Here is a 12,861-nt window from a genome sequence, read left to right on the forward strand (position 1 = left end):
GGGAGGTATTCGTGACCTATCATCGAACAGCAATCATCTGTGTTTTCATGGGTTTGGCCTGTAACGCGTGCTGGGACGCGGACGACGAGGACAACAAGTCGTACGTCTTCACCTGCGAGGATCCCGACTGGGACCACAAGGACAAGGACGGTAACCCCGATCCGTGCCACGAAAACGACGAGAAGAAGCCCATGGCCTGCGGCGCGGCGTGCGCCGACGTGGCCTTGGGCATCAAAGCCGTCCCGGTGGCGCTCTGGTTCGGCGAAGAGCGCACGGTGCCCGCTTGCCCAAAGGGGTTGCCCAAGGCGGACTTCAACGGCGGCGCGGGCATCGTGGCGCCGCACGCGTGCCCCGAATGCCGGTGCACCGACCCGGTCTGCTCCTTCGGGCCTGTCCATGCGCGGGGGGGCGACGCGTGCACGGGTCCGATCCTCGGCGCGGCGGATCCTCCCCCCGCATGGGACGGCGCTTGTCAAGCGTCTTCGATTCCTATCTCGAACGTCGGCTCCTATTCCTTCGAGCCGACCGAGGTCACCGGATGCGCCGTCGCGGAGGATCCGCTCCCCCCACCGCCGCATTTCGGCTCGTCGTCGATGTGGGAGACGACGGCGCGAGCATGTCGCCATGCGGACGATGCGATGTGTCCGCCTGGCGAGCCCTGCGGCATTCGCGAGGACGAGCTGCCGTCGCGGTTCCGCTCGTGCGTCCGCCTTGAGGGCGCGACGCCGGAGGGGGCGACGTGCCCTGCGGGATTCCCGGAGTCGTTCGTCTTTTATGCGGATGTCGACGAAGGGAGAGGATGCACGCCTTGTGAATGCGCGCCGGCAGGGGATGCGGTGTGTCTTTCGGTCGTGAACCTGCATCAGCAGGCTGACTGCGGGGATGTGACCATGATTGCCGCGCCCGTGGACGAGATGGGCTCGTGTGCGGATCCAGGCATGTCGACAAACATCCAGGGTGTCAGCGCGTCCTGGGCCCAGAACGAGCCCGGGACGTGCATTGCCTCGGGTGGCGCGGTGACCGGGGAGATCAAGGCGATCGATCCGGCGGTGTTTTGCTGCAAGCCGGTGGTGGCTGAGTAAGTCGAACGACCCCGATTACAGGTCGAAGTCGCGAATCGCGGGGCTGCACGTTCCTTTTTCAGCGTTGCAGCTATCGAAGCCCAGGCTCTTGCAGTCGATTTTCTCGACTCGCCCGGCGTTGCATACGACAAGGGAATCCCCCTCGCACGTCGCTACCCTGGGATCTCCGGGTTGACACTCCGACGCCAGTCCGCAATACGCAAATTGTTCCAGCGCGAGGTCCTTGGCCGGCTGACACGTGAAGCCTTCGCCGACCGTCGTGCAATCGCGCGGCAACTGGCTCCGGTCAAAGCACGTCATCACCGTGGCGGAATCGACGCAGCTCAGGCCGCTATGCCAGTCGAGCGCTCTGAATGCGACCTCGGTCGCGACGCTGCCACAGTTCCCCTCGAACGGAATTCCACAGCCCGCCATGTCGTACGGGCCATCCGTGGATGCGTAACACTGGAGCCCGTAGGCGGGACAGTCGAGTCCACGGGTGACTCGCTCGTACCGGCACTCGTAGGGCACGCCATCCTTGCAATTGGCGGCATAGGTCGAATCGCACGGCTCACCAGCGGAGTAGCACCACGGGCTTTCACCACGGCACTCCAGGCCGAGCCATTCGCAATCCAGCAAGTCGTCGAGTCCGGTGCCCTCGGAACAGCGGGTCGCGACGCCGTCGACGCATGCGAAATCGCTGCACGGGTGCCCCATCCTCTTCGCGACGCCGAGGCACTCCTCTACGGCCTTGCACCCGTTGCTCTTGTCCTTGAAGCATGAGACCCGCTCATCGAGCGCGCGCTTCAGAGGATCGTATTGCACGATATCATAGATCTCCATGATCCTCCGGTTGACTTCAGGAGGCGGATAAAGGCTGAGAAAGTAGCAGCTCTCTCTGAAAATCGCGGCCTTGACGACTGCGTCGGGATCCCTGGGACCCGGTGGATCGGGAGGCGCGTACCCTCCAGCTCCCACGATCACCTCGTCGACGCCATCTGTCCCCCCCGCTCCTCCTGCCCCGCTGCCGGACGCAGTCGCAGCGGATGAATCAGGGCCGCCGCACGCAGATGCGGTGATCGACTGGAGGGAAAAGAGAACGAGAATCGGTACCAAAGTCTCGCGCCATCGGGACATGAGATCCGTATCTATCACTTCCGGGGGGCCGACGTTTGGTTGTTCGGCCCATTCCCGCTGCCTGTCTCGGGGAGCCCTGCACGCCTGCGAACCACCTCGCCGTCACTCATGCTACAACCGGTGTAATGGCTAACGCTTACGGCTTATGGGAGCCAGGGCACTCCCTCGACGCCCCCATCGACCTCATTCCGGGTGTCGCTCGGTTCGAGCCACCCGACATCGTCTCGTTTCGCCTCGTCCGTGAGCTGACCGCCGACGAAATCAAGCGTGTCTTCGCGTTCACCCACGAGGCCGCAGCACGGACCGGCGGGCTCTTCTCCATGACGGACGCCTCCGTGCCCTTCACGCGTATCAGCGTCAGCGCCGGCCTCGAGTTCAACCGACAGTTCAACCCGCGCATGGTCCGCGCCGCCGCCGTCGTCGGCGCGAGCTACCGCATGCGCATGCTCTCCGAGACGCTCGTCCGCGCCGCGCGCCTCCTCAAGCTCGAAATCGCGGACGCCCCCGTGCGTTACTTCGACGACGACGTCGCCGCCCGCGCCTGGTTCGACACGCTCCGCCAAGGCGCCGCCTGACGGATCACTCCCCCGCCTCTGTCAAGCAAAACCCGTCGCGCGCCCGCCCACGTCCGCGCCTCCCGCCGTCCTCACGCCACCCTTCTGACGCTCGCGTGACAGGGCAAGCGTGCCGTCCTTTGTGGCGGCTTTTCTTTTCCGTTTGCCCTGCCATTCCGGTAGCTTCCCCCTTCCGATGGACACGTTCGACACGCTCGTTTCCAAGGCGAAGGCGAGCCACTCCGGCCGCCTGCGCGGCCTGCTCCGCCGAGGGGCCGTCGCGCTCGTGCTCTTGACCGTCCCAGGCGTTGCGTTTGCCGCCGTCACGGCCAAGGGCAAGCTGAGCGGAGCCGACAAGCTCCTGAACCCCGTGTGGAACGAGGCGAAGGACCCGAACGCTCGTCGCTACACCTTCCGCGAGCCCTCCCCGACGGTGCGGCCCGACGTGCGTACCCTCACGGGGCATCTGCCGAAAGAGCTCGCGATCGTCGCGCTCGGCGACAAGGGCACACCGCAGAAGGTGCCCGTCTCCGTCAGCATCGCCGGCGGCCGCACGAGCCCCGTCACGATCGTCGTGCCCGAGGGCCAGCAGATCAACTTCGAGAACAAAGACCCCTTCCCGCACAAGCTCTACGACACGGGAAACAAGGGCTTCGGCGCCGTCGAGACCGCGCCGAACAAGAGCCGCTCGTGGACCCCGCCCGGGCCCGGCAAGTACGAGATTCGTGATCAGTTCGCGCCGAGCGTCCGCTCGTGGGTCGTCGTCGAGCCGCGCGCGATCGCCTCGACCTACCCCGATCGCAAGGGCGACTTCGCGATCGATCTCGAGCCCGGCCCGCACAAGCTGCGCGCGTACTTCAACGGCGAGCCCGTGGGCCAGGAGCTCGACGTCGTGATCACGCCCTTCCCGACCGAGCAGCCCCTCAAGGCGCCCCTCGTCGTCGCTGTGACCCCGAGCAAGTGAAGGCGGAGACGAGCCGATGATCCTGTCCCGTTTCTGGTACCTCGCCCTCGCCATCCTGCTCGGCGTGTCGGCGTTCACGCTGATGCTCGCCGCGCAGATGTACAACCGCTCCGGCCTCCGCGCGATGAGCGACTCGCTCGCCGCCGATTCGAGCGCCGTCGGTTGGTACCTCAAAGACGACGCGCGCAACCGTTCGAGCGCGCTCATCCCGATCGCGCTCGCGCCCGAGCTCCGCGGGCAGCTCGCGAAGGCCACGCCCGAGGCCAAGCCGAGCCGCGAGATCCGCGACGAGGCCAAGAAGTCGCTGAAGAAGCTCGACGGCGACGTCCCCGCGGAGCTCAAGTTCGACGCGCTCTGGGCCGTCGACGGGAGCGGCCGCGTCATCGCCTCCGTCGGCATCGAGCACGCCGAGGACTGGGAGCTCGGCGGCTACCCCGTCGTCGCCGACGCGCTGCACGGCTGGATCCGTGACGATGCGTGGGTCTGGAAGGGCCGCATCTATCGCGTCGTCGCGCGCCCCGTCGAGGCCGAGGTCAACGGCGAGCCCGTCGGCGCGGTCATCGGCGTGAAGATCGTCGACGACAAGTTCGCGCAGGGCGTCTCGAAGCGCACGGGCTCCGCGGTCGGCTTCTACGCCGACGGCGCGCGCGTCGCGTCCTGGGCCCCCGAAGGGTTCGACAAGGCGAACCTCGATCAGATCACGCAGGATCTGAAGCAGCTCGAAGACAACAAGGACTACCAGGAGAAGGGCCGCAGCGAGCCGCGTGTCATCGCCTCGCACCTCGGCGTCGTCTACGCGCGTATGCCCGGCGAGGCCTGGGATCTCGGCGCGGGATATGCCGTCGGTCGCCTCGCGGTCGCCGTCGACTCGCCGCTCGACTTCCTCAACAAGGCCGACGACACCGACAAGAAGAACGTCCCGACGATCTTCGTCATCGCGGCGATCCTCGCGCTCGCGGGCGTCGGCGTCTTCTTCTCGGTCCTCGAGCACACGCAGCCGCTCGCGACCTTCGGCAAGGAGGCCATCCGCCTCGCGAAGGGCGAGGTCGACGTGCTCGCGCCGAGCAAGTTCCGCGGCGCGTACAAGAAGATCGCCTCCGACGTCAACGACGGCATCGACAAGATCGCGGCCAAGGGCGGAGCGCCGCGTCGCGCCGCCGATCTCGAACAGGTCCTCGGCCCGATCCCGGCCGCGCCCACGATGAGCGCGTTCGCCGTGCCCGGCCCCGGCGAGACCTCGTCGACCGCGATCCCGGTCCCGAACAGCTCTCCCTCCCCCGCGAAGCCGCTGCCCAAGGCGCTCCCGAAGCCGAAGCCGCGCCCGGGCTCGACGACGCAGGACCCGGTGGAGTCGATCCCCGAGCCGGAGCCCGAGGCCGCGCCCGCGCCGGCCGCGGCGCCGCCTCCGCTGCCGAAGGCGGCCGCAGCCGAGCCTGCGGCGCCTGCGGCGGAGGGGGACGAGGTCGACGAGCTGACCGAGTGGCAGAAGGTCTACGAAGAGTTCGTCGCCATGAAGCAGCAGTGCGGCGAGCAGACGGCGGGCATGACGTTCGAGAAGTTCAAGTCGACGCTGCAGCGCAACAAGGACGCGCTCGTGCAGCGTCACGGCGTGACGCGCGTGAAGTTCACGGTGTACGCGAAGGAAGGCAAGGCTGCGCTGAAGGCCTCGCCGGTCAACAAGTAAAACCAGCATCGAAATCGGCAGGAGCGGCAGAGCGATGGGCGCGAGGAATCTCGTCGTGGGGGCGTTCGTGGGGTCGGTCTTGCTGGGGGGCGCGGGCGTCGCGCGCGCCTCCTCGGGGCTCGATTCTCCGGACAATGGCGTCGTGCAGCTCGGCCGCGGCGCGACCTACGTCGCGCGGGCCGACGATCCGCTCGCTGCGTACTTCAACCCCGCGGGCCTCGCGTTCCAGAAGTCGGGCGTGCACGTCGGCGCGCACCTCATGTTCATGAACACCTGCTTCTCGCGCAGGGACGTGAACGGCCAGCCCGTCTCGCCGGGCGGCGGCATCCCGGGCCCCGGCGCGGCGGGCGGCCCCTCCGACCCGGTCTGCTCCGACACCTCGCCCTTCCCGAACCCGCAGATCGCCGCGAACTTCCGCATCACGCAGAAGCTCGCGATCGGCCTGTCCGTCATGGGCCCGCACGGCGTCGGCAAGATCGTCTGGCCCGAGTCGATCCCGTACACGAACCAGCTCGGCCTCTCGACCACGCAGCCCGCGCCGCAGCGCCACCTGCTCATCGAGAGCGACTCGCTCATCTTCAACCCGACGCTCAGCGTGAGCTACGCGATCAAGGATTGGCTCAGCGTCGGCGCGGGCTTCATCTGGGGCGTCGCCTCGATCGATTTCGTCAACTTCACCGAGGCGACCTCGCAGATCCCGAGGGACGACTTCGCCGGCAACCAGGAGGTGAAGTCGACGCTCTCGGCCTTCGACGGCTTCGTGCCCGGCGTCGTCGTGGGTGTCCTCGCCTCGCCGCACAAGCGCCTCGACCTCGGCGCGTGGTTCAAGTGGCAGGACGCGATCTCCACGCGCACCGGCGTGAAGCTCGAATCGCTCTACTGGCGCGCGGGCGGCCAGAAAAACGACAACCCCTGTCCGGCGGGCCCGGCGAACTGCAACATCACCGAGGACGAGGACGCGGGCACGCTCAAGTTCAGGATCCCGCTCGAAGCGCGCCTCGGCTTCCGCTACCACCACCCGCTGCGCGCGGGCTCGCTCGTGCCCAAGGTCGGCGCCAAGGTGCGCGACCCGCTCGCGGACGACCTCTTCGACATCGAGGTCGACTTCACCTACGCGCACAACAGCGTCGTCGACAACCTGGAGGTCCGCTTCGATCCGGGCATCCGCGTGAACGGCACGCCCGGCGAGATCCCCCAGAACGCCGACATCCCGCACAAGTGGAAGAACGTCTTCGGCGTGCGGTTCGGCGGCGACTTCGTGGTCATCCCGGGCTTCCTCGCGGTCCGGGCCGGCGGGTTTTTGGAAACGAACGGGCAGGACCCTGCCTACCTGAACCCGGATTTCCACCTCGGAGCCCGTGTCGGCGTGGGGGGCGGCGGCAGCGTGCGCCTCGGGCCCGTCGACGTGTCGCTCGCCTACCAGCACACCTTCTTCGAGCCGCTCGACAACGGCGGCCGGGGCGAGGTCTACGGCCTCTCCGGTGACGCGACGACGAATTATCGCAGCCCTCACAACGTCAATGGCGGGCGGCTCGAGTCGAGCCTGAACGAGGTCGCGCTCGGCGCCACGTACCGGTTCTGAACGTTCTGGGTACGGAGAACATTGACATTCGGCGTGCCAGCGCGCTTCATTGCCACGGTTATCGTCGCATGGGGACGAACTTGTCCGGGAGGAAGGGATGAACGCGCGTGCATCGTTGATGGTGGTTGGGCTGGGTTTGGCGGTTGTCGGCTGTGCCATTCCCAAGCCGCCGCCGACGGCCCCGGACGAATACGACTATAAGTTTGAGCACAAAAAGACGGGCGAACCCCTGAAGGTCGAGGGCGAAAGCTTCACGTACACGACCACGGAGCGCGTCGAGCTCGGCGAGCAGGAGGTCCGCGACGCGTCGGGTCGCCTCGTCGGATCGAGCCGCATTTACGGCAACCAGCAGGTCGCGCGCCGTGGCTACGCCTGGGGCGTCTACCAGGGCCGGCAGGAGATCGACGTGCTCAGCGCGCTGCACATCGCGCGCGACAAGGCGTTCGAGGATGCGTTCGAGGAGCGCATCGTGGAGATCCGCGACAACCACGCGGAGTCGATGGCCGTCTACGAGAAGGGCATCAAGGACAACGCCGGCAAGCGCTCCACGGGCATGATCGTGGCGGGTGTCGGCTACGGCATCATGGGTGGCTGGGCCATCGCCGCGGCGGTCACGAAGGATGATCCCATCATCCCGACGGCGGGCTCGACGGCCATCATCATCGGCGGCGTCATCGTCGGCGCGATCGGCACCTGGATCTACCAGAGCGCGCTGAACGGCATGCGCCGCGAGGCGGACAGGGCGACCCGGATGGCCACCGACAAGATCTCGGCCTCCGACTTCCCGAAGCTCACGAGCGAGTCGTACCTCCACGACGTCGCCCGCGAGTACAACGGCAGCCTCGCCCCCGAGCCGCCGCCGCCGCCGAAGGACACGAAGAAGAAGAAAAAGAAGTAGTCCTCGGCCCCGATCGGCCGCTCCTTCCCGCCTCCGTTCGTCCGGGTGGCGCGCGCGTATCGACGCGGCCGCGCGCCTTCGCTATGACCCGGGCCAGCATGACCGACACACCCGTCCGCAACGTCATCATCATCGGCTCGGGCCCTGCGGGCCTGACTGCGTCCATCTACGCCGCGCGCGCGAATCTGAAGCCGCTCTGCATCGAGGGGTTCAACGCGGGCGGGCTCATCCCCGGCGGTCAGCTCATGTTCACGACCGACGTCGAGAACTATCCGGGCTTTCCGCAGAAGGTCACGGGCCAGGAGCTGATGCAGCGCTTCCGCGATCAGGCGGAGCACCAGGGCACCGAGATCGTGACGGCGGACGTGACGAAGGTCGATCTCTCGGCGCGGCCGTTCAAGGTCTGGGTCGAGGAGACGCTCTACCTCGCCAAGACCGTGATCGTCGCGACGGGCGCGCGCGCGAACTACCTCGGCCTGCCGAGCGAAGAGGCGCTCAAGAACAAGGGCGTCAGCGCCTGCGCGGTCTGCGACGGCGCGCTCTACCGCGGCCGTGACGTCGCCGTCGTCGGCGGCGGCGACACTGCGATGGAGGAGGCGAGTTACCTCGCGGGCCTCTGCTCCTCGGTCACGCTCGTGCATCGCCGCGACGAGTTCCGCGCGAGCAAGGCGATGATCGAGCGCGTCGTTTCGAACCCCAAGATCAAGATCCTCTACAGCCACGTCGTCGACGAGGTGCTCGGCGTCGACAAGGACGAGGTCACGGGGATCGTCGCGAAGAACCTCAAGACGGGCGAAACGTCGTCCATTCCGGCCGCGGCGTTTTTCGTGGCGATCGGCCACACGCCGATGACCGAGCTCTTCGTCGGGCAGCTCGAGACGCACCCGAACGGCTACTTGAAGACCGTGCCCGGCTCGACGCGCACGAGCGTGCCCGGCGTGTTCGCCGCGGGCGACGTGCAGGACTGGACGTACCGGCAGGCGGTCACGGCCGCGGGGACCGGCTGCATGGCCGCGCTCGACGCCGAGCGGTTCTTGCAGCAAGAAGGTGGAAGTCACTGACGCAGGCCTTCGATGGACGAGCCCCACGCCGATCCGCGCGACGAGCTCTTCGAGATCGCGACCTCGGTGCGCGCGCTCGTCGAGTGGTACGACAGTACGGGCGCGTGGGGTTTGCCTCTCGCGCCTGCGCGTGACGTAGAACCTGCGTATCCCGCGGCCGAACCGCACGCCGCGCCGCCGCCGCCCAACCCGCGCGCGGCTGCGCCCGTCGCGGATCGTCGCCCCGTCCCCTCGGACTCGACCTTCGCGCAGCCCGCGCAGTTCACGCCGCCGCCCGAGCGCGCGCAGGTGCCGCAGTACGTGCCGCCTTCGCCGCCTGCCGAGAGGCCGCAGCGCCCTGCCGCAGCGCGCCCCGAGGCCCGCACGCCCGAGGCGCGTATCGAGCAGCTCCGCGTCCTCGCCTCCGAGGTCGCCTCCTGCACGCGTTGCCGCCTCGCCGAGCGGCGCACGCAGACCGTGTTCGCCCGCGGCAACCCGCTGTCCGAGCTTTGTTTCGTCGGCGAAGGACCGGGCGTGGAGGAAGACCTCGCGGGGGAGCCGTTCGTCGGTCCTGCGGGGCAGCTCCTCGACAAGATGATCGCCGCGATGGGGTATCGGCCGGGCGAGGTCTACATCTGCAACATCGTCAAGTGCAGGCCTCCGGAGAACCGCAAGCCGCAGCCCGACGAGATGGAGGCGTGCAAGGGCTACCTCGCCTCGCAGCTCGAGCTCGCGCGGCCGAGGTACATCGTCGCGCTCGGCGCGACGGCGATTCAGGGCCTGCTCGGCACGACCGAGGGCATCACGAAGCTGCGCGGCAAGTGGAAGATGTACCGCGGGACTCCCGTCATGCCGACGTTCCATCCGGCCTACCTGCTCCGGCAGCCGTCGGCGAAACGCGAAGTATGGACCGACCTGCAGGAAGTGATGGCGCGCCTCGGCAAGAAGCCGCCCGCGCGGGGCTGACGCTCGAGCGTGTCCTCCGCGGGCTGCTTTGCTTCGTCGGCGTCGCGCCGTTCCTCGCGCCCTTCGCGCGCCGCGTGACGAGCCCCGAGATGGGCGAGCTCCTCTACCTGCTCTTCGCGCCCGTGTGTCACCTCAAGCCCGAGCGCACGCTCGCGCTCGCCGGCGTGCTGATGCCGCTTTGCAGCCGTTGCGCCGGCATCTTCGCGGGGTTCGTGACGGCGGGGTTGTTCCCGCGGCCGCGATGGAGCGTGCGTGCGTGCCTCGGCTACGGGTTCATCGCGAGCGTGATCATGCTGGCCGACGTGATCACGCAGGACCTCCGCCTGCGCCCGCTCTTCCATCCGGCGCGGCTCGCGACGGGCGTCTTGTGGGGGCACGTGTTTGCCCTGGGGATCCTCGCGCTCGCGCGCGAGCACCTCGCGAGGCCTGCGCGCGTCACTTCTTCAGCGTGACGGCCCTGCCTGCGACGGGGGCTTCGCCGAGGAGCACGAGCGTCTCGATCTTCTTCTTGTCGCTCTTCTCATCGACGACCTTCAGCGTGCCCGCGAGGTTATAGGCCATCTCCCACGAGACCGTGTCGTCGGCCGAGAAGAAGGCGAACGACGAGTCGCAGATCGCGAGGTCCTTCTTGATCGCGTCGCCCGTGTTCGAGAGATCGGGCCCCGCGAACCCTTTCCGTTGCTTCTTGCCGAGCCCGCCTTTGAACGGCCACACCGCGGTCGAGAGGTCCTTCAGCACCATCACCGTCACCGAGCAGCCGGGCGGGTTCGACACCTTGTCCGGCGGCGTGACGAGCAGCTCCTTCGGCACGTCGTCGCGGCCGTCGGTCTTGATCAGGATCGTCGGCGCGCCCGCGCGGCCGAGCTCGGCCACGACCGCGGCGACGTCCGGCGTGCGCGCCTTCTTCTCGGCGATCAGCGTGACCTGCTGCCCGTTGATCGGGAGATCCTTCACCGCCGCCGTGAGCTTCTCCGGCCACTTCTCCTGCTTCATGTCGACGCGGATCTGGCCGATGTACGGGCCGAGCGAGTCGACGATCAGCGCGGGCATCGTCTTCGGCTTGGGCGGCGGCGCGGGTTCCGTCGGTGCTGCTGCGGCGGAGGCGGTCGCGCTCGGGGCGGCGCCCGTCTTGGACTTGTCGTCGCCGCAGGCGGTCAGCGTCGTCGCGACGAGGAGCGCGAGCGAGGCGAGGACAGGGACGCGGGAGTGCATGGCGGCGGAGTGTACCGAAGCCGAAGCCCCGGGAGAAAGGAAGCGGCGTCCTCGGGGCGACGGGGCGTGGTAGCTTCCGCGCGGACAAGCCGTTCGGCCCCTCGAATCGAGCCCCGAGTTCACGATGCCCTCTCCCTTCGTCACGCGCCTCGCAAGCTTCCAGCACGAAGAGCGGCTCGCCGTGGAGGACGACGCGCGGAGCCGCACCTTCGCCGAGCTGTGGGATCGCGCCCAGCGCGTCCGGCTCGCGCTCACGGAGGGCGCGCCTTCGCTCGAAGGCCGCGCCGTGGCCATCCTCGTCTCGCCCGGCGCGCTCTGGCTCGAAGCCTTCTTCGGCACGATCCTCGCGGGCGGCGTGGCCTTGCCGCTCTCGCCGCTTTATCCGCCTGCCGAGCTCGCCTGGTTCGGCGAGGACGCGCGCGCGGCCGCGGTGATCGTCTCCGAGGATCAGCACGAGCGTGGCGCCTTGCTCTGCGAAGGCCGCCGCGTCCTCTTCGCGGAGACGCTCGCTGACGGCCCGCGGCCCGAGGGCGACGCGGCCCCGCTCGAACCCGACGACGTCGCGCTCCTGCTCTACACGAGCGGCACCACGGGCAAACCCAAGGGCGCGATGATCACGCACGCGAACGTCGACGTGCAGGCCGCGATTTTGCGCGAGGTGTGGGCGTTCGGCGAGGGCGATCGGCTGCTCCACGCGCTGCCGCTGCATCACCTGCACGGCCTCGGGATCTCGCTGCTCACCACGCTGCTCGCGGGCGCTGCGGCGCGGCTGCTCCCGCGCTTCGAGGCGCGGCGCGTGTGGGAGACGTTTTGCGGGCCAAACCCGCCGACGGTCTGGATGGCCGTGCCCACGATGTACCAGAAGCTCTTCGAGGCGTTCGACGCGGCCGACGAGCCGACGCGGGCGCGGTGGGCGAGCGGCGCGCGTGGTTTGCGCCTTGCGACGAGCGGCTCGGCCGCGCTCCCCGTCACCCTCGCCGAGCGCTGGCGCGCCGTCACGGGCACGATCCCCCTCGAGCGTTTCGGCATGACCGAGATCGGGGTTGGCGCGACGAACCCCCTCGATCCTTCGGGCCGGCGCTCCGGCTCGGTGGGTTTGCCTCCGCGCTCGGTCGAGGCGCGGATCGTCGACGAGGCGGGCAATGACCTCGAACGGGGCCCCGGCGAGCTCTGGATTCGCGGGCCCAGCGTGTTCAAGGGGTACCTTGGCCGCGAGCAGGCCACGCAGGATGCGTTTGCCGAGGGCCGCTGGTTCCGTACCGGCGATGTGGCCGAGCGCGCCGAGGATGGCTACCTACGTTTGCTGGGACGAACCAGCGTCGACATCTTGAAGAGCGGCGGGTACAAGCTTTCGGCCCTGGAGATCGAGGAGGCGCTGCGGGAAAATGCGGCCGTCGCCGAGGTCGCGGTCGTGGGTTTGCCCGACGAGGCGTGGGGCGAGCGTGTCGTCGCGGTCGTCGTCGCCGCGCCGGGTCGTGCCGCGGAATGCGCGCCGGAGGTGCTGCGCGGCTGGGCGAAAGAGCGAATGGCGCTGTACAAGGTTCCGCGCGAGGTCATCGTGGTGATGTCGCTTCCGCGCAATGCACTTGGAAAGGTCGTCAAGCCCGAACTCGTGAAGGCAATTGTGAGGGGGACGGTCGCAAATATGTCGCGGACCGAATCGTAACGACGTTACGCATGGGAAGTTTTGACCTCGACGCCCCCTCGTGTCAGGGAGCGGCGTCGGTAGACATCCGTGGAATGACCACGGATTCAAAGGAGAC

At 68.3% G+C, this 12,861-nt stretch carries 12 protein-coding genes; 10 read left to right on the forward strand and 2 right to left on the reverse strand.

What is annotated here, in order from left to right; all coding sequences use genetic code 11:
- Positions 1 to 47 precede the first annotated feature (47 nt).
- Positions 48 to 1,082, forward strand: coding sequence for a hypothetical protein (locus QHF89_RS00335; protein ID WP_136965110.1), 1,035 nt, complete (start codon positions 48 to 50; stop codon positions 1,080 to 1,082).
- A 15-nt stretch (positions 1,083 to 1,097) separates the two neighbouring features.
- On the opposite strand, the gene QHF89_RS00340 is transcribed toward QHF89_RS00335, so the two are convergent.
- Positions 1,098 to 2,198, reverse strand: coding sequence for a hypothetical protein (locus QHF89_RS00340; protein WP_136965111.1), 1,101 nt, complete (start codon positions 2,196 to 2,198; stop codon positions 1,098 to 1,100).
- Between the two features lie 125 nt (positions 2,199 to 2,323).
- Between QHF89_RS00340 and QHF89_RS00345 the strand changes: the two genes are divergently transcribed.
- The 8 genes from QHF89_RS00345 to QHF89_RS00380 all read left to right on the forward strand — a co-directional run bounded on the left by QHF89_RS00345 (position 2,324) and on the right by QHF89_RS00380 (position 10,338).
- Complete coding sequence (locus tag QHF89_RS00345) at positions 2,324 to 2,773, forward strand: STAS/SEC14 domain-containing protein (protein ID WP_136965112.1); 450 nt, start codon at positions 2,324 to 2,326, stop codon at positions 2,771 to 2,773.
- Positions 2,774 to 2,948: 175 nt separating this feature from the next.
- Positions 2,949 to 3,716, forward strand: coding sequence for a cupredoxin domain-containing protein (locus QHF89_RS00350; RefSeq protein WP_136934055.1), 768 nt, complete (start codon positions 2,949 to 2,951; stop codon positions 3,714 to 3,716).
- A 16-nt stretch (positions 3,717 to 3,732) separates the two neighbouring features.
- On the forward strand, positions 3,733 to 5,400 hold the full coding sequence (locus QHF89_RS00355) for an MXAN_5187 family protein (protein ID WP_136965113.1): 1,668 nt from the start codon (positions 3,733 to 3,735) through the stop codon (positions 5,398 to 5,400).
- 34 nt (positions 5,401 to 5,434) lie between these two features.
- The gene (locus QHF89_RS00360) at positions 5,435 to 6,982 is read left to right on the forward strand and encodes an OmpP1/FadL family transporter (protein ID WP_136965114.1); all 1,548 of its coding nucleotides are present in this window, start codon (positions 5,435 to 5,437) and stop codon (positions 6,980 to 6,982) included.
- A gap of 97 nt (positions 6,983 to 7,079) precedes the next feature.
- A complete protein-coding gene (locus QHF89_RS00365; protein ID WP_136965115.1) occupies positions 7,080 to 7,880 on the forward strand; it encodes a hypothetical protein in 801 nt (266 codons plus the stop codon).
- A gap of 98 nt (positions 7,881 to 7,978) precedes the next feature.
- The gene (gene trxB, locus QHF89_RS00370) at positions 7,979 to 8,941 is read left to right on the forward strand and encodes a thioredoxin-disulfide reductase (protein ID WP_136934059.1); all 963 of its coding nucleotides are present in this window, start codon (positions 7,979 to 7,981) and stop codon (positions 8,939 to 8,941) included.
- A gap of 12 nt (positions 8,942 to 8,953) precedes the next feature.
- A complete protein-coding gene (locus QHF89_RS00375) occupies positions 8,954 to 9,886 on the forward strand; it encodes a uracil-DNA glycosylase (protein WP_136965116.1) in 933 nt (310 codons plus the stop codon).
- Positions 9,826 to 10,338, forward strand: coding sequence for a DUF2085 domain-containing protein (locus QHF89_RS00380; protein ID WP_136965117.1), 513 nt, complete (start codon positions 9,826 to 9,828; stop codon positions 10,336 to 10,338). The genes QHF89_RS00375 and QHF89_RS00380 overlap by 61 nt, the downstream gene beginning before the upstream one ends.
- Here QHF89_RS00380 and QHF89_RS00385 read toward each other — a convergent pair.
- Positions 10,322 to 11,098 carry a biopolymer transporter ExbD gene (locus QHF89_RS00385; protein ID WP_136965118.1) on the reverse strand — a complete coding sequence of 259 codons (777 nt, stop codon included), beginning with the start codon at positions 11,096 to 11,098 and terminating at the stop codon, positions 10,322 to 10,324. The genes QHF89_RS00380 and QHF89_RS00385 overlap by 17 nt on opposite strands.
- A gap of 124 nt (positions 11,099 to 11,222) precedes the next feature.
- On the opposite strand from QHF89_RS00385, the gene QHF89_RS00390 reads away from it, so the two are divergent.
- The gene (locus QHF89_RS00390) at positions 11,223 to 12,764 is read left to right on the forward strand and encodes an AMP-binding protein (protein ID WP_136965119.1); all 1,542 of its coding nucleotides are present in this window, start codon (positions 11,223 to 11,225) and stop codon (positions 12,762 to 12,764) included.
- The last annotated feature ends 97 nt before the right edge of the window (positions 12,765 to 12,861 follow it).

The organism is Polyangium sorediatum (genome assembly GCF_029946465.1).
In the GTDB taxonomy this organism is placed as follows: domain Bacteria; phylum Myxococcota_A; class Polyangia; order Polyangiales; family Polyangiaceae; genus Polyangium; species Polyangium fumosum.

Bases quoted from the DNA above. Each gene is read 5' to 3' on its own strand.
- QHF89_RS00350 (WP_136934055.1), top strand. From the start codon at position 2,949: ATGGACACGTTCGACACGCTCGTTTCCAAGGCGAAGGCGAGCCACTCC.
- QHF89_RS00340 (WP_136965111.1), bottom strand. From the start codon at position 2,198: ATGTCCCGATGGCGCGAGACTTTGGTACCGATTCTCGTTCTCTTTTCC.
- QHF89_RS00345 (WP_136965112.1), top strand. From the start codon at position 2,324: ATGGCTAACGCTTACGGCTTATGGGAGCCAGGGCACTCCCTCGACGCC.
- trxB (WP_136934059.1), top strand. From the start codon at position 7,979: ATGACCGACACACCCGTCCGCAACGTCATCATCATCGGCTCGGGCCCT.
- QHF89_RS00390 (WP_136965119.1), top strand. From the start codon at position 11,223: ATGCCCTCTCCCTTCGTCACGCGCCTCGCAAGCTTCCAGCACGAAGAG.
- QHF89_RS00360 (WP_136965114.1), top strand. From the start codon at position 5,435: ATGGGCGCGAGGAATCTCGTCGTGGGGGCGTTCGTGGGGTCGGTCTTG.
- QHF89_RS00375 (WP_136965116.1), top strand. From the start codon at position 8,954: ATGGACGAGCCCCACGCCGATCCGCGCGACGAGCTCTTCGAGATCGCG.
- QHF89_RS00355 (WP_136965113.1), top strand. From the start codon at position 3,733: ATGATCCTGTCCCGTTTCTGGTACCTCGCCCTCGCCATCCTGCTCGGC.
- QHF89_RS00335 (WP_136965110.1), top strand. From the start codon at position 48: ATGGGTTTGGCCTGTAACGCGTGCTGGGACGCGGACGACGAGGACAAC.
- QHF89_RS00380 (WP_136965117.1), top strand. From the start codon at position 9,826: ATGGACCGACCTGCAGGAAGTGATGGCGCGCCTCGGCAAGAAGCCGCC.
- QHF89_RS00365 (WP_136965115.1), top strand. From the start codon at position 7,080: ATGAACGCGCGTGCATCGTTGATGGTGGTTGGGCTGGGTTTGGCGGTT.
- QHF89_RS00385 (WP_136965118.1), bottom strand. From the start codon at position 11,098: ATGCACTCCCGCGTCCCTGTCCTCGCCTCGCTCGCGCTCCTCGTCGCG.